Raw genomic sequence first — 15,989 nt, 5'->3', positions numbered from 1 at the left:
AATACTGTTGTAATTATCCTAGATTATTTCGTTAAGATGATGTTTCCATCTGGCATAGGCTTCTAAATATTGTTCTTGTTTTTCGTGTTCAGGCTCTATCACCGCTATCTGCTCAAGTGAAGAAAATGCTTCTCTGGAATCTGAATAAAATCCTATTCCCATTCCGGCAGCTCTTGCTGCTCCTACCGCCCCATCAGTATCGTAAAGTTCAATAACCGCATTACTGACACTGGAAAGTGACTGGCGAAAAATTGAACTTAAAAACATATTGGCATTTCCTGCACGGATGACCTGGATATCCATTCCGATATTTCTCATGATATCCATTCCGTATTCATAAGAGAATACAATACCTTCCTGCGCCGCACGCAGTATATCTCCTTTTGTATGTATATTGAAATTAATTCCGTGAATAGAACAGCTTGTATCTTTATTTTCCAGCACTCTTTCGGCTCCGTTTCCAAAAGGAATAATGCTTAACCCTTTTGAACCGATAGGTGAAAGTGAAGCCATATCATTCATATCCCCGTAAGAGGAAAGTGAGGTTGCAAAATTGTGCTTTAACCATGAATTTAAAATTCCGGTTCCGTTGATACACAGCAAAACTCCCAGCCTGATCTGTTCCGGTGTATAATTGACATGGGCAAAGGTATTTACCCTTGATAGTTTATCATATTCCAGCTGATCCAGAACTCCGTATACCACTCCGGAAGTACCTGCTGTAGAGGCAATTTCTCCAGGGTTAAAGACATTCAGGGAAAGAGCATTGTTGGGCTGGTCTCCTGCCCTGTAGGAAATAGGTGTGCCTTCTTTTAAGCCTAATTCTTCCGCTGCTGCTCTTGAAACTGTTGCCTGAATACCAAATGTAGGAACAATTTCAGGGAAAAAACTTTTTGGAATCCCATAATAGTTAATGATATCTTCTGAGATACAGTTGTTTTTAAAATCCCAGAAAATTCCTTCTGATAATCCTTCAATGGTCATTCCTATCTGCCCGGAGAGTCTCATCGCAATATAGTCTCCCGGAAGCATTATTTTATCTATTTTTTCAAAGATTTCAGGTTCGTTTTCTTTTACCCACGCAAGTTTTGATGCGGTAAAGTTTCCCGGTGAATTCAACAGATGAGAAAGGCATTTTTCTTCACCAATGGTTTTAAAAGCCTGCTCACCATAAGGCACAGCACGGCTGTCACACCAAATAATTGACGGCCTTAAAAGGTTTTGGTCTTTATCTACCAGGATCAGACCATGCATCTGCCAGGTAATTCCGATTCCTTTAATATCTTCACCATGTACCCCAGATTCATGCATAACAGCTTCGTGTGCCAATTTCAGATTGGTCCACCAGTCAACTGGATTTTGCTCTGCCCATCCCGGATTTATAGCAGTGATTTTCATTTCTTTTTTGGGAGAAAATTCAGAAGCAATCACTTTTCCACTGGAAGCCTCGATGAGACAAACTTTCACAGAAGAACTGCCAATGTCATAGCCTAGTAAGTACATAATTTTTTAAAAAGGTTATTTTATAAGTTTTGTATTGTTTTTCTTGTAAATTTTAGCATCAAACCTGTAATATCTTGCGGCACGGTGTGATACATCTTTTTGAATTTCGTCCAGAGGAACGATATAGGGAAATGAAGATATCTTTTTATGGAAATTCTTAATATCAATATTTTTTTCACTTAAAGCGCTGTATAGCTGATAAAGCTGTCTTATGGTAAATCTTTTCGGCAGCAGCTCGAAGATAATGGAGAAATCGGATTCAATCCATTTTCTGATCTCGATAAGAGATTCGTTGATGATTTTGTTATGATCAAACGGCAGTGCCGGAACCTCATCAATAGGATACCAGTCTACTGTATCATATTTTGTACTGTTGATCTTATGATCTATTTTGCAAAGGGAAAGATAAGCTACCGTAATGATTCTGTCTATATGATGTTTATATTCTTTATCCATCCATTTAATATCATGCACATTACTTGCCCTCATAGGGTCTGCAAAGCATCTGAACTGTTTAAGAACCATTTTTTTTATCCCTGTAAGTTCGTGAAGTACCCTTTGTGCAGCATCATCTACATCTTCATCGCTGAAAATTAAGCTGCCTGGAAGTTTAATTTGCTTTTCCAATGGTACATCATCAACATGGCGTTGTACTAATAAGATATTCAACCGGTTTTCATGGTCAAATCCAAAGACAACACAGTCTACAGAGACATAAGTATGAATAAAGTTCTGATTCATTAGTTTGTTAACATTTTGGTAACATTACAAATATAAAAATTCATCTGAATAAAAAAAATAATTCTACCATTATCTACTGCTTATCAACACCTTACATATCGAATTTTTATGATATCAATTGTATAAAAAATATGATAAGGTTATCATTAATTTTACACTTACTATTTTCATAAGATATATGTTCACAATTAATTGCAGCGCAACAATATTAAAAAATCAGTTATTTTTTTTGGAATATTTTTTATGATAAGAAGAATCGTATTTTTTTTATTTTATCTGCATAAAAAAATGTAAAAAACACACTTTTTATTATTAAAAAGCCACCAAAAGCATACTTTCTGTTACCAATTTTCCGGGTCTAACCACAAAAGTTTTAGGAAACCATGAATTTATAGATTAAGATGATCTGCCGATAAAACAAAATCTATATGGCTGTATTTGTCTATACAGCGTTACTTTTTATCAGTCTTGTAAAAGTTAACTAATCATCCCGCAAATACCTTTATCTCCCTAAAATTTAGTTAACTTCGTATCTCAAATAATTACCCTCAATACATGTTAGAAATAAGAACCAGCTGCGAAAATTGCAGGAAACCCTTACCTTATGACTCATCTGAAGCCATGATCTGTACATTTGAATGTACGTTTTGCAAAGATTGTGTTGACCGGATTTTTAAAAATGTTTGCCCCAACTGTGGAGGCGGGCTGGAAAAACGTCCCATCAGACCCAAAAGTCTTCTTGCAAAATATCCTGTAAGCACTGAAATTGTATATCAGCCCATTAATGAAGCAGAATTCAAAATTAAACAAGAAAGATTAATAGATATCCCTTTAGGTGAAAGATAAAAGGTTCTCTTTATTCAGATCACCAAAATTGCCATTAAACCAACTCCCTAGTATAAAAGAAATATGAAAAAATCATCGCTATATATTGTTTTATTCCTTCTTCTGGCAACTGTAAATGCCTATTCACAAAAAACTACTGATAAAGACCGTTTTACATTCCAGGTGCAAAATGAGGAAGGTGACCTGAATAAAGATAAGCAAAATGATAAAGTTATTGTAGAAATGGATCTGAAGGATGAAACCAGACCTCTAAGGCTGCAGATTTTCCTCTCACAACCTAATAAAAAGCTTCAGCTGGCGGTCTCTTCCACTAAAATCATTGAAAGCGAATACCCCGCCCATAAAAAAGCGGAACATAACGGAAATAATATTCCGGATTTCATCATTGAAGACGGTAACTTAAAAATGCTTACCGATAGCAATGGCCGGAAAAGTAATTATGAATTCAGGTACAACCAAAACAACTTTGAACTGATAAAAATTTCAAGAGCTTCATGGGACGGAAAAAATACTACATCAGAAACTGAAATTGATTTTCTGACGCAAACCAAATTAGAGTTCCAGCAGGAATTAGGCTCAGATAAAATAGTAAACAAAAAGACCCAGAAGATCAAAATAAAATCATTGCCCAAAATTCAGGACTTAAGCTTTTCTGATTTGGAAAAGTATTAAAATAAAGTAATTTTATTTCTCTACAAACAATAAACCTACTCATTACAGTAGGTTTTCTTTGTTTTTATCTTAGGATGGTGTTGGCTGCACATTAAAGACCGTACCTGCCGGATCCATAATCCAGTGCATGTTTTCCGGAAGTTCCTCAATTTCATCGCAGGTTTCTACGCCGTTTAATTGCAGATATCCTGTTGCTTCTTCAACATTGGGAACAGTGAGCTGAAGCCAGGTTTCTGAATGCGTGTAATTATCTACACAATCTAACCAGATGATATTGGTACCGAATTTCACTTCATGAGTTCGGGAAACAGTGGGATTATCAATCTTCTTCTCCTCTACCTGTAGTTTTAAAATATCCCTGTAAAAAGCAACGGTCTTTTCATATTTACTTTTAGGAATTTTAATGGCGATATTAATGCCTGCCTCAAATTGGATACTCATATTAATTATTTTTGTTCAGTTGGTTTTGTAAAGGTATGATATTGAATCTTCGGAAGGCTTACCTTATGACAAGATTGGATTCAGAATATTTAAAAGAAATCCATATAAGAGAAACTTATTCCGGTTTTTGTCTTTCCATTAGTTCTTTCAATATAGATAATAATGGAGGACATCACAATTTGAAGGATACTCACAACTAAAAAATAGCGGCCAGGGTTAAGAAATAATTTCCTACTCTCACCTGTTACCGCTATTTTTTCTATATTTGTAAAAACACAGTATCCCTATGACAATGGAAAAGCTAAAAAACCTAAGAAAGCAGAGAGGTTATACACAGCAACAGATTGCTGATATTCTTGCAACCGATGTCTCCAACTACAGCAGAAAAGAGAATGGAGAAGTAAAGATATTCGATGATGAATGGGAGAAACTGGCCAAAGCTCTAGATACTTCTATAGAGGATATCAGAGAAGAAAGAATTGCAAATGTTGTACAGAATCTCACCTTCAACGACAGTAGTTCTAACACAAGTAACCAATCTGGAAATTACAATCAATATTGCAGTATTCCTGACTATATGTTAGAGAGTCAGCAGGAATACATTAAGCTTTTAAGAGAACAAATTGAGATGTTGAAAGCTGAAAATGCTAAATTAAAAAAGAAATAATCTTTACAAAACATACAGAAACGGCTGCCAAATGGCAGCCGTCTTTGTTTAATAGAACTCAAAAGCCGCTACCCCGTTCCCTAACCCCCTCCAGCCCCTTCTATAAGTACCTGAAGGGAGTTCAGAACCCCCGATACCCCCTTAGGTAAGGGGGTAGATCCCCTTCTATAAGGGGCTAAAGCCAGTTCTGAAGGGCCTGGAGACCGTATAGCAACTACCTCCAGGGGCTTATGCAGGTACCTGGAGCCCGTTCACTAAGTGATTGCAGCCATTTATGCAGCCCCAGATCCATTATTTTTCAACATATATATAGAACAAAACCTGTTTCCTTCGAAACAGGTTTGTACTTTTCCGGAAAGCCACAGGTTTTTATATCAATATAATTGCCTCAGCCTTACTCCCGGTCCTGAGTTTTAAAAAGTTCTCAAGTAAGTATTCATGGTTAAAGTTTACTTTTTCGTTGAAATAATTTTCTTCAAATCCATTAAAACGGAATTACTGGTAAACAGGCTGCATTCCCTGTATCAGTTAAAAAAAATCATCATTTGCGTTTGGTAATAATAAAAATCTTTATCCGTTACTCTACAAAAAAGGCTAAAATGAATGGGAAGTATTGCTATACCCTATCTTATTACACCATTTCCGGGACAAAACTAGCAACAGAAAATGATAAAAAATTGTAAAAATGGAACATCATGAAAGATGGCAGCAAATGCCAGAAAAGTGTGTCTTCCTGTCCTAATATAGTTCCTTTAGAGAAAAAAGATTTTGGGGAATTTTTAGTGAAGTTCTTGTACGTTTTATTGAAATGAGACTGGTCATTAAAATTAAACTCGTGAGCAAGCTCTGTAAAGTTACGGTCAGGATTTTCAAAAAGTTTCTTATTGATGGTTTGCCTGAAAAGAACAATTTCATTGAATTTTTTTACAGAAACTCCTAAATGAGCCTGAAAAAGCCGGTTTAAATGCTGCCTGCTTACCCCAATTTCCTTTGAAATCTCTGCTACTGAAAAGTTTTCGTAGTGGTTAAAAATATAATCAATAGCCTTTTCAAGAATGATGTTTTCAAATTTCCTGAATCTTTTCTCCAGGCCCTTATCCAGTAAATCTGTATGAACGTCTGTATCTATGGTAGAGAAAATTTCGCTTAATTCCTGCTGAGTAAAAAACTCATAATCTGTAATATAATCTGTAAAATCTAAGTTTTTATAAAACTGATGGATTCCCAAAGGAGGAAACACCACTACAATTCTATACACCTTCCCGGATTGTTTCACATGGAGAACTTTTTCCCGGATAGGCGTGAAAATCTGACACGGTGGAGCGGTTTCATCATAAATCACCTCTTTAGTTTCTAACCGGATGTGGGATTTGTAAAGAGAAATTGAATTGTTAAAATTCGGAAAACACTCAAACTCATAGATTACATTATTATCCTTAATGTCCAGATAATAATAGTCCACATACTTTTTTACAATGGAACTTTTGGGTTTGAATGTTTTAAAAGTATCCTGCATTTCTTTTACAATGAGTTTTCTTAAGGTATTAGCTAATAATCAAATATACGCAATGGTTTATTACTTTACAACCCATTGAAATCCGGAAAAACAAAACAACTGCTTCACTCCGGAAGTTTTTATTTTATTATGCCGCAGCGGTTACGCTCCTGCCGGTTCAAATAATTCAATTTTATTTCCTTCGGGATCCATGATATGAACAAACCTGCCATATTCATACGTCGTAATTTCATCAAGGATCTTGATGCCTTCCTTTTTCAGTTCTTCTACCAAAGCTTCAATATCTGCCACATGGTAATTGATCATAAAATCTTTTTCTGAAGGTTCAAAATATTGGGTAGATTCTTTAAAAGGGCTCCATAAGGTATATCCTTTTTTATCAGAGTCTGCTTCTCTCCAGTCAAATTTAGCACCGTATGGACTGGTCTCCACACCAAGATGCGTTTTATACCAATCGTTTACCTGTTCCGGATCTTTACATTTAAAGAAAATGCCACCAATTGCGGTTACTTTTTTCATGACTTTAGTTTTTGTTAAGTTTTTATATTCAATTATTCTGAAGCTTCACAAATATATTAATGTTTTTGTTACGGTACTCTAATTTATCTGAAGGATTAGTAAGACTTGCTGAATTGGAAATCGCAAGGGCGCAAAATAAGCTAATAGTATGATGCTTTTAAGGCGCGAGGATTTTATCTCCGATAAAATTGTATGTTGCTAAAATTTCCTTTTATAATCGTTACAAATGTATATTAATTCTTTGCGCCTTCGCGTTTCCAACAAAAAATTTCGTTATTAATAACAAAAAAAGCGCACCCATTGGGTACGCTTTGTATCATTGAAAGCTGAATGATTAGTGTAATTCAGCTAAATATTTTTCTGCATCCATTGCAGCCATACATCCGCTTCCTGCAGCTGTAATAGCCTGTCTGTAGATATGATCCTGAACATCTCCTGCAGCAAAAACTCCCGGAAGATTGGTTCTTGAAGAACCTTTCTCAGTTACAATATATCCGTTTTCATCAAGATCTACCTGACCTACAAAAATATCCGTATTCGGTTTGTGGCCGATGGCGATGAAGATCCCCTCAACATCCACAGTAGAAGTCTCCTGAGTCTGGTTATTGATAATTACCGCTCTTTCTACCAGGCTGTTTTCTCCTTCAATTCCGATAAGTTCATGGTGGAATTTAACTTCAATATTCGGAGTGTTTTGTACTCTGTGTACCATTGCTTTTGAAGCTCTGAAAACGTCTTTTCTCACCAATAATGTTACTTTTCTGCATAGTTTAGCAAGATAAGTAGCTTCTTCAGCAGCTGTATCTCCTGCTCCTACTACCACTACATCTTTTCCTCTGTAGAAAAATCCGTCACATGTAGCACAAGCGGAAACTCCGCCTCCTGCATATTTTTTTTCGTCTTCAAGACCTAAATATTTTGCTGTAGCGCCTGTAGAAATAATTACCGTTTTAGCTAAAATTTCTTTATTTCCTGCATATAGTTTATGAACACCGCCAACTTCTTTTGAAAACTCAGCTTTGGTGATCATTTCATAATGCACTTTGGTTTCAAATCTTTCTGCCTGCTTCTGCAGATCCATCATCATTTCAGGACCTGTAATCCCTGCTGGATACCCTGGAAAGTTATCAACCTCAGTAGTTGTAGTTAATTGTCCGCCCGGCTCCAAACCTGTATACAATTCAGGTTTTAAGTCTGCTCTTGCTGCATAAATGGCAGCTGTGAAACCAGAAGGTCCAGATCCAACGATCACACAATCTAAAATGTTTTGCTCCATAATTTACTTGTTCGAAAAAAGATGTATTTAAATTAAGACCGCTAATTTCGTAATTTTTGCCGGCTTTTTAAAGTTATTTTAATGATAGTTGTCAATAAGAGATATGCGGATTGTCAATAACGGTAAGGATGCGAGTTCCGGGACCTAAAACTCTCCCTCAAACATAAAATCACACTTTCATTTTAATCTTATCTACATTAATGATCTTGTACACCAATTCCTTAATAAGTTCTGCTTCTCCCATATTCACAGCGCCCAGCCCTTTTCCTTTCATATCAAATTCTCTCAGAATAGAAATGACCCTTGTGGCATGTTTTAAAGGATACAGCCTCGCACTTTCTGCATAGTCTTTCACAAAATAAGGATTCACACCCATCTGAGAGGCTATGGCCTGCGGTGGCTGCCCCGCCATTGTCTGATAAATAATCACATTGGAAAAGTAATTATAAAGACTAGCCAGCATCATTACAAAAGGGTTATTCTTAGGATTTTTACCCATAAAATGGGCAATTTTAAAGGCTGCATTGGCATTCTTTGTTCCCAAGGCCTTCTGAAGTTCAAAAATATTGTACTCTTTGCTGATCCCGATATGGTTTTCAACAATAGTTCCGTCCAGCACTTCACCTTCTTTAAGGATAATCTTCAGTTTATTCAGTTCATTGGCAATTCTTGAAAGGTCGTTTCCAAGATATTCTGCCAAAAGGTGGGAAATATTAGGGGCTGTTTTAATGTTCAGCTTTGTGCATTCATCAGAAATCCATTTGGGAAGGTTGCTTTCTTTAACAGATTCACTAAGGAAAAGTGCATTGGCCTTATCCAAAGCTTTAGCCGCCTTTTTCCTGCTGTCAAGCTTTTTGTGCTTATGGGCAAAAACCAATACCGTGGAAGGAACAGGATTTTCAACATAAGCTTCCAGAATTCTGTTTTCTTCCTCATTAAACTTCAGGTCCTGGGCTTCTTTTACGATAATCACCTGCTTATCGCCCATCATCGGAAACTGTCTTGCCAGGGAAAGCACTTCCTGATAAGAGGTATCTTTCCCGTATGTAACAGTTTGGTTGAAGGCTTTTTCATCCTCCTCCAAAAAGTTGTGTTCAAGGGCTTTTACGGCAACATCAATAAAGTAGGCTTCTTCTCCGTGGAAAAAATAAATAGGTAAAACTTCTTTATTTTTAATATTTTTGAGGATTAAATCTAATTCTTTCATCTTATAAATGGAACTTCCAAAACTGAATTTTCAGGAAACTTTTGATTTTAAATTCAAGAAAGACAAAGATAAGTTTTTTATTTATGATTTGGTCCGCAAAACTTATCTTCTGCTCACTCCTGAGGAATGGGTAAGACAGCACTGGATCCATTACTATCTTACTGTAAAATCTTACTCTACATCTGCTTTAATTACTGAAAAAAAGATTATTCTTAATGGTTTAACCAAAAGAATTGACCTTTTAATTACCGAAAAAACAGAGCCTGTAATTCTGATTGAATGTAAAGCCCCACAAATTAAACTCACGGAAAAAACATTTGAACAAACCGCCCGGTACAACTCTATTATTGGAGCCAGGGAAATTGTTTTAACGAATGGGCTTCAGCATATTAATGCTTATTATGAAAATGAGCAGTATACGTTTTATAAACCGGACTAAAGTAGTCACAGCTTACATTGGAAAGATATGCGCATCTGAAGTAGGAACCTGCTCATCCGGGATTGAAACCTGATGATCTGAATTATCAATTTTTAATAATTCTCAGCTAATTAATTTTCATTAATTTAGATAAGCAGTACAGTTCATATTATAAAATAATTTATTAAGAGCTGAAACACTGTGCTGCAAGCAATTTTTAAGCTCCTAAACCATCACAAAAATAAAAAATATGATACGTTCAATTTTATTAACCGCCTCAATTATTGTCTCCGGAAGCCTTTTCAGTCAAAAGCTTAAAACAGTTTCCTATCTGGACGATTCCCAGAAACTAAATGGATTAGTGACTTCCAATGCCGGGAAAAAACTTCCCGGAGTATTAATTCTACCTGCATGGAAAGGAATTGATGATGAAGCTAAAACAGCTGCCCTTGAACTTGAAAAGCAAGGCTATATTGCTTTTATTGCAGATATCTATGGGGAAGGAAAAATTCCTGCCAATAATGAGGAAGCTTCGAAAAGCTCAGGATATTACAAGAAGAATTATGCTGAATATCAAAAAAGAATTTCACTGGCCTTAGAGCAGTTGAAAAAAAACGGAGCGATTTCTGATAAAACTGCTGTCATCGGGTATTGTTTTGGCGGAACGGGTGCGTTGGAATCTGCCAGAGGAAATTTACCTGTTGCAGGGGTAGTTTCTATTCATGGAAGCCTGGGAAGAGACCAAAGCAGAAAAAATGAAAAATTAAATGCTAAAATCCTGGTAGAAAACCCGGCAGATGATATGAGCGTAACACCTGAAGACTACAGCAACCTCATCAAAGAAATGAATGATGGAAATGCAGACTGGCAGATCATCACTTACGCCCATTCCAAGCATACTTTTACGGATCCTAAATCTCCGGATTATAATGAAACAATGGCTAAAAGAGCCTGGAACCATACATTGATGTTTCTGAAAGAAATACTGAAATAAGCTCAATATAACAATATATCAGTATAACAATGTACCAATGCTTTGATGTGAATCAGCTATTGGTACATTGTTTTTTTATATCTCTACTTTATTGTTGCTGCTTCGCTTCTAACTCAACATCATATTTCTTGGTGGAATACTTTGTCAGTGAACCGGTTGCAGCGTCAATTCCAACACCTATTGCTCCTCCAAAAAGAATATTAAGAAGGGTTACTGCATTAAATGACTTATCCAGTTTAATTTTCTGAGAATCAAAACCTTCTTTTTCAACAGTAATGAATTGTTTACCCAAAGATCTGGAAATGGGTGCAGTACAAGGTGTTGTACATTTTTCTTCTCCGTTATGAATTACTTTAGCTCCTTCCGGGCTGGAGTTGAAGGTAATCTTATCACGGGTTCCTGTAAAAATGGTTGCACAGGAAGTTGTGGAAAGTGCAGTAACCAACAACAATACAATAGATAGATTGTTTTTCATATATTTTATTAAAAAGTTAAATACGCCTACTCATTTTCGGCGCGCGAACATACAAAATAATTAGTGATAACAGGCATTTACAGGGGATAATATCCTTATCCAAAAGGTAAGTCACTGATATCTAAAATATTTTTTTCCGTGCTTTTTAATAAAAAATATGGTGTTATCCTGTTTAAAATAAAAAAGCTATCTCCGTTTTGAGACAGCTTTATGTATTTCTGTAAAGTGTAAAAATTAATCTACTCCTTCCACTTCCCTGTTCACCAGTTCCATAGAAAATGCAGGCAGACAGATGGAAAGATATTCGCAAGGTTCTGAGAACGGGTTGCTGTAACGAATTCTAGCTCCTTTTTCAATAAGAATACTGCTTCCTTTTTCAAGGGTCACAATTTCTCCATCAATTTCAAACTGTTTCTTCCCTGAAATGATGTAGGTAAACTCATCAAATTCAGGGGTCTGGTGAGGTTCGCTCCAATCTGGCGGAGCTACCATATGTGCAATGGAGACATTAGCATTGCCTGTAGAATTTCCCCAGTGTTCTTCAATCAGTTTCCCGTCTGTAGTAGGAACTACAAATGGAGACTGCTGTATTTTATACTTTTTCATACCAATCTTCTTTTTTAATTTCATATACAAAATTAGTTCGAACAGGTTCGGCAAAATATGCCACTTCTTCTTCCGCTATTTTGATGCCGCCAAGCTTTTCCAATGCTTTTTGCGAGCGGTAATTCTCTTTTCCGATATGGAAGTGAACTTTATCTACATACTGGAAGATATAATCCAGCATCAGTTTCTTGACCTTCGGATTGATGCCTTTTCCCCAGGAATTTGTTCCATAAAAAGTATAGCCGATGAAAATATGGCTGTCATTTTCATCAAAATTATAGTAACGGCTGCTTCCCAGCACATTTCCTGTTGCTTTTTCAATAATTTTAAAGGCTCCTTTGCTTTCCATTGCTCCTATAAAGAAATTTTCAAACACTTCTCTTTGGTAGCGGTCTTTGTTAGGATGTTGTTCCCATACTTTAGGATCTGATGCTACTTGGTATAAAGATTCAAAATCCCCTTGCTGTAAGGGGATTAATTTAAATTCTTCATTCTCTAAAACAGGCTGAACAGAAAAATTCATGCTTAGCCTTTTTTGTTAGAGTCTGATTCTATCTTCTGGATTTCTTTCAGCTTATCGGAGATTTTGATCACCGTATCTAATTTCGCTGGTTTCAACGGAATTTCAGCCTGATTCATATCCCATTTTATCACAAGGTTCCCAGAGTTTTCATCTGTTGGGTTCAGGGTAATTTCAAACCATTCCTGTTTATCTGCCAGCTTATTTACCGGAACTGTAACATCTACTACATCCTGTTTCGGATCATAGGTATAAGCTCCCCACTGCTGGAAATCTTTGTTCAGAATTACTTTCCATTCTTTTTCAGTTGGAACAATAAATAATCCGTAAGTTCCTGCCTGAACATTTTTTCCGCCAAAATTAACGGTCTGCCCAAATGTAATTTTTGTAGAAGAGTTAGCTCCTGCTCTCCAAACCTGGCCATAAGGAACCAGTTCTCCAAAAATCTTACGTCCTTTTACTCCCGGTCTTCCATAATCGATCGTAATTTTAGACATAGAAAACTGCTGCTCTACTCTTTGACGCGGACTTACTGCCGGTACTGAGTAATCCTGTGCTAAAGCAAATGCTGAAACTGAAATACAAACTGCTGCTAATAACTTTTTCACGTGTAAATTTTTGTTTAAAATTACAAAAATCAAAATAAAATAGCTTTCTCCAGCTCCAATAATTTTTGCTTTCTCCAGATCCCTCCGGCATAGCCCACCAGTTCTCCGTTGGAGCCGATCACCCGGTGACACGGTATTAAGATAGCGATCTTGTTGATCCCATTGGCTGTTCCTACAGCACGGATTGCTTTAGGATTTCCAAGCAGTTCAGATTGCTGCCTGTATGTTCTTATCTCACCCATCGGGATTTCACGCAGCAGCTGCCATACTTTTTCCTGAAATTCTGTTCCGGTAGTCAATAAAGGGACTTCAAACCGGGACCTGTTCCCCTCAAAATATTCTTTCAACTCCTTTTCCAATTGCTGAAAATGGATATGTTCTTTCTCTATAATTTCGGCTTTCAACTGTTTTGATAAAGCTTTTAGCTGCTTCTCAATATTCTTTCTGTCTGTAAATTCAAGCAGACAGATGCCCTGGTCTGTTGCACAGGCAATCATTTCTCCCAGTGGAGTCTGTATTGTTTTTTGGTGTATGATTTCCATTAGATTAAAATTACTATTTTTCCGGAACTCACACCCTTTCTTTTATATATTCTTTAAAATGTTCTCAATTTGAACCATATGTCTTGCATTATGATAGATAACAAAACGGAAAGTATCTCCCAGCTTCAGGGTTATTAATTTTGAAATACTGATGGCTGTTTTCGTTTTTTCAAGGTTAACATATTCTGCTTTTTTCAACAGATCAAGTAATTGCTTCTGCTGTTGTATAAACTCATTTATAACTTCTTTATTCAGTTGGCTACGAATAGGATTCATCCCTTTCAGGGTTTTCATTTTATTGAGTTTTTCTTTGGGAAGCATGCTTCCTGCAAAATAGTTTCCGAGAATTCCCGGTTTGAAATCTGCTTTTGGACTTGTTGCGGAGGAAGAAATCCTGTGTGAAATTTCAGGAATATAAAAGTTTCCGTAACGGTTAAGATGCTCCAGGCATTCCAATATGCTCCAGCTATCGGCAGCTATTCTGAAATTGAGCATATTTTCAGGTTTTAGTAAAAGAGTTCCGGCATATTGCAAATGTTTTTCAGTTCTGCCCGTCAATTCCTCTAACAATGTTGCGGTTGAAATTTTCATTACTGTTTTTCTGCAAATTTCAGGATCATTTTATTCCTAAATCTTGATTGAACTCAAGATTTTTTAAGCCTTGACAGGGTTTCCGGAGACATTCTGAGATAATTGGCAATATATTTATTCGGAATTTCCTGAAACAGCTTCGGACTACGTGTTAATACTCTTTCAAAACGTTCACCCGGAGCATTAATCAGCAAATCTTTTTCTCTTTCCAGCTGTTGCACCACCAAATCTTCCAAAGTGCTTATCCAAAATTTCATATGCTCTTCATCAGACTGAATAAATTCATAAAATTCCTTTTTGGAAGCTACTTTTACTGTTGTTTTCTTGATGGCCTGAATATAAAGCTCCGAAGGTTTTCCGGAAAGAAAAGAATCCAGACAGACAATAATATTGCCTGTATATCCGAAACGGATGATCCTTTCTTCATTTTCATCTGTCATATAAATCCGAACACTTCCTTGTTCAATAAAATAAATATGGGTATCTGTACTTCCTGAGATTTTCAGAAATTCATTTCTTTTAAATACTTTACGTTCCCAATGTATTCCGCTTTGAAGTACTTTTTCAACCATTTCACTTTATTATTTGGTGTTCCAAAGATAATGGGTAATTTTAAAGGTTGAAACACCAAACACGAATAATATTCGGGAAAGAATATTATTCTAAGTCTTACTACAAATTAAATTCAAATATTCTTAAACATGAAGATTAATACAGCTTTAGTGCTTTTATGTTCACAACTGATGATTATAAGTTGTAAAAAGGAAGACAAACAACCTGTCCAGAATAAGCAAGCCATTATAAAAGATACTGTAAAAACGGCTAAAGCAGAAGAGGAAATAGATTTTAAGAATTTCAATATTTACAATGTTTCCACTATGCAGCGAAAAGATCTTATGGATTCTTTTATCTCTGTATCCGACATTTACAATGGCAAAGATGCTATCCCTGCAGATTTTCTAAAAAAACAAAAAGAAGTTCCTTTCGAAAAGATGGCTTATATTGAGCTTCCCGCTCTTTACAGGAAGAAAATGCTGGATGGCATCCATATCACTGAAAATGATTCCCTTTATCTTTACAACTATGAAACAAATAAACTGCAAAAAATCCCTGTAAGCAAACTAAAAGCAGTGGCTTACCTCTCTCCTTATATCGTTGAAGGAGATGAAGTTGATGCAGAATCTTATATGGTGGGATTCCAGGTTGATACCCAAAAAGGAAACGACATTTTTGATAAATATATGAATGTGATTGCCTATTTCGGAAGCAAAAATCCATTTGTAGAAAATAAAATGAAAATGATTAAATGGGAAAAAGCAGATGCTGATATTCAGAAAAAATATTTTTCCGGTTCAACACTTAAATATGGCGGTACCTACCAATATAAATACGAAAACCTTACCTATTATATACAGGATCTCCTTGAAGAATATGGTCCTCAGGAACGGAAGCTGGTAGTTATTGATGACCATAATGAAAAGATATTTGAGAAAACATTTACCATTGGGGATGGTGCCGAATTTACTCCACTTCAAAAAATGCCTGATGAGGAAACGAATTATTATGCTCAATGGACAGGCAGATTGTTTAAAGGAAAAGCTCCAGTGGTCTTTAATTTCATTACTCCTTCTTTCGGATGTCATACCATTACATTCCTTGATAAAGAAAAAACTGAACTTACCATTAATTGTGATAACAGACATTAAGTTACCAACTCTGATGCAGAATTAATTCAATCACTATTATTTATCTATACTAAATTTATAAGATAATAAACTCAAAAGCAAATCTGTGAATATACAGGTTTGCTTTTTTGATGTACCCTGCTTTCGGAATCAAAAAATAAT

The 15,989-nt window shown here is 36.0% G+C and carries 20 protein-coding genes; 6 read left to right on the top strand and 14 right to left on the bottom strand.

Annotated elements, in window-relative coordinates; all coding sequences use genetic code 11:
• Positions 1-18: 18 nt before the first annotated feature.
• Both EG339_RS14945 and EG339_RS14940 read right to left on the bottom strand, forming a co-directional pair.
• On the bottom strand, positions 19-1,503 hold the full coding sequence (locus EG339_RS14945) for a xylulokinase (protein WP_123870773.1): 1,485 nt from the start codon (positions 1,501-1,503) through the stop codon (positions 19-21).
• Between the two features lie 15 nt (positions 1,504-1,518).
• A complete protein-coding gene (locus EG339_RS14940) occupies positions 1,519-2,244 on the bottom strand; it encodes an NUDIX hydrolase (RefSeq protein ID WP_123870772.1) in 726 nt (241 codons plus the stop codon).
• A 555-nt stretch (positions 2,245-2,799) separates the two neighbouring features.
• Between EG339_RS14940 and EG339_RS14935 the strand changes: the two genes are divergently transcribed.
• The gene (locus EG339_RS14935; RefSeq protein ID WP_123870771.1) at positions 2,800-3,090 is read left to right on the top strand and encodes a DUF1272 domain-containing protein; all 291 of its coding nucleotides are present in this window, start codon (positions 2,800-2,802) and stop codon (positions 3,088-3,090) included.
• Between the two features lie 63 nt (positions 3,091-3,153).
• Positions 3,154-3,762: a hypothetical protein gene (locus tag EG339_RS14930; protein ID WP_123870770.1), complete on the top strand. Its 609-nt coding sequence runs from the start codon at positions 3,154-3,156 to the stop codon at positions 3,760-3,762.
• A gap of 69 nt (positions 3,763-3,831) precedes the next feature.
• Here EG339_RS14930 and EG339_RS14925 read toward each other — a convergent pair whose 3' ends face one another.
• A complete protein-coding gene (locus EG339_RS14925) occupies positions 3,832-4,203 on the bottom strand; it encodes a VOC family protein (RefSeq protein ID WP_123870769.1) in 372 nt (123 codons plus the stop codon).
• Positions 4,204-4,495: 292 nt separating this feature from the next.
• Between EG339_RS14925 and EG339_RS14920 the strand changes: the two genes are divergently transcribed.
• Positions 4,496-4,870 (top strand): helix-turn-helix domain-containing protein, encoded by a 375-nt coding sequence (locus EG339_RS14920; protein WP_317125933.1) that lies wholly within the window; start codon positions 4,496-4,498, stop codon positions 4,868-4,870.
• Positions 4,871-5,501: 631 nt separating this feature from the next.
• On the opposite strand, the gene EG339_RS14915 is transcribed toward EG339_RS14920, so the two are convergent.
• The 4 genes from EG339_RS14915 to holA all read right to left on the bottom strand — a co-directional run bounded on the left by EG339_RS14915 (position 5,502) and on the right by holA (position 9,388).
• Positions 5,502-6,386: a helix-turn-helix domain-containing protein gene (locus tag EG339_RS14915; protein ID WP_123870767.1), complete on the bottom strand. Its 885-nt coding sequence runs from the start codon at positions 6,384-6,386 to the stop codon at positions 5,502-5,504.
• A gap of 141 nt (positions 6,387-6,527) precedes the next feature.
• The gene (locus EG339_RS14910) at positions 6,528-6,905 is read right to left on the bottom strand and encodes a VOC family protein (protein ID WP_123870766.1); all 378 of its coding nucleotides are present in this window, start codon (positions 6,903-6,905) and stop codon (positions 6,528-6,530) included.
• A gap of 334 nt (positions 6,906-7,239) precedes the next feature.
• On the bottom strand, positions 7,240-8,181 hold the full coding sequence (gene trxB / locus EG339_RS14905) for a thioredoxin-disulfide reductase (protein ID WP_123870765.1): 942 nt from the start codon (positions 8,179-8,181) through the stop codon (positions 7,240-7,242).
• A 169-nt stretch (positions 8,182-8,350) separates the two neighbouring features.
• Positions 8,351-9,388 carry a DNA polymerase III subunit delta gene (holA, locus tag EG339_RS14900; protein WP_123870764.1) on the bottom strand — a complete coding sequence of 346 codons (1,038 nt, stop codon included), beginning with the start codon at positions 9,386-9,388 and terminating at the stop codon, positions 8,351-8,353.
• Between the two features lie 7 nt (positions 9,389-9,395).
• On the opposite strand from holA, the gene EG339_RS14895 reads away from it, so the two are divergent.
• Positions 9,396-9,827: a type I restriction enzyme HsdR N-terminal domain-containing protein gene (locus EG339_RS14895; protein ID WP_123870763.1), complete on the top strand. Its 432-nt coding sequence runs from the start codon at positions 9,396-9,398 to the stop codon at positions 9,825-9,827.
• A gap of 229 nt (positions 9,828-10,056) precedes the next feature.
• Positions 10,057-10,800 carry a dienelactone hydrolase family protein gene (locus EG339_RS14890; RefSeq protein ID WP_123870762.1) on the top strand — a complete coding sequence of 248 codons (744 nt, stop codon included), beginning with the start codon at positions 10,057-10,059 and terminating at the stop codon, positions 10,798-10,800.
• A gap of 88 nt (positions 10,801-10,888) precedes the next feature.
• Here EG339_RS14890 and EG339_RS14885 read toward each other — a convergent pair whose 3' ends face one another.
• From EG339_RS14885 to EG339_RS14855, 7 genes are all read right to left on the bottom strand, one after another.
• Complete coding sequence (locus EG339_RS14885) at positions 10,889-11,275, bottom strand: PEGA domain-containing protein (protein WP_123870761.1); 387 nt, start codon at positions 11,273-11,275, stop codon at positions 10,889-10,891.
• A gap of 234 nt (positions 11,276-11,509) precedes the next feature.
• Positions 11,510-11,881 (bottom strand): cupin domain-containing protein, encoded by a 372-nt coding sequence (locus tag EG339_RS14880; protein ID WP_123870760.1) that lies wholly within the window; start codon positions 11,879-11,881, stop codon positions 11,510-11,512.
• A complete protein-coding gene (locus EG339_RS14875) occupies positions 11,868-12,404 on the bottom strand; it encodes a GNAT family N-acetyltransferase (RefSeq protein ID WP_123870759.1) in 537 nt (178 codons plus the stop codon). Before EG339_RS14875 ends, EG339_RS14880 begins: the two co-directional genes overlap by 14 nt.
• A 2-nt stretch (positions 12,405-12,406) precedes the next feature.
• A complete protein-coding gene (locus tag EG339_RS14870) occupies positions 12,407-13,009 on the bottom strand; it encodes a DUF2911 domain-containing protein (RefSeq protein WP_123870758.1) in 603 nt (200 codons plus the stop codon).
• Positions 13,010-13,038: 29 nt separating this feature from the next.
• Complete coding sequence (locus EG339_RS14865) at positions 13,039-13,551, bottom strand: methylated-DNA--[protein]-cysteine S-methyltransferase (RefSeq protein WP_123870757.1); 513 nt, start codon at positions 13,549-13,551, stop codon at positions 13,039-13,041.
• 42 nt (positions 13,552-13,593) lie between these two features.
• On the bottom strand, positions 13,594-14,142 hold the full coding sequence (locus tag EG339_RS14860; protein WP_123870756.1) for a DinB family protein: 549 nt from the start codon (positions 14,140-14,142) through the stop codon (positions 13,594-13,596).
• A 53-nt stretch (positions 14,143-14,195) separates the two neighbouring features.
• Positions 14,196-14,714, bottom strand: a complete 519-nt coding sequence (locus EG339_RS14855; protein ID WP_123870755.1) for a Crp/Fnr family transcriptional regulator — start codon at positions 14,712-14,714, stop codon at positions 14,196-14,198.
• A 129-nt stretch (positions 14,715-14,843) separates the two neighbouring features.
• Here EG339_RS14855 and EG339_RS14850 point away from each other — a divergent pair, with 129 nt between their 5' ends.
• Positions 14,844-15,848 carry a hypothetical protein gene (locus EG339_RS14850; RefSeq protein ID WP_123870754.1) on the top strand — a complete coding sequence of 335 codons (1,005 nt, stop codon included), beginning with the start codon at positions 14,844-14,846 and terminating at the stop codon, positions 15,846-15,848.
• Positions 15,849-15,989 lie beyond the last annotated feature (141 nt).

The organism is Chryseobacterium bernardetii (genome assembly GCF_003815975.1).
GTDB classification, from domain to species: domain Bacteria; phylum Bacteroidota; class Bacteroidia; order Flavobacteriales; family Weeksellaceae; genus Chryseobacterium; species Chryseobacterium bernardetii.
This window is presented reverse-complemented; position numbering and strand designations above follow the sequence as displayed.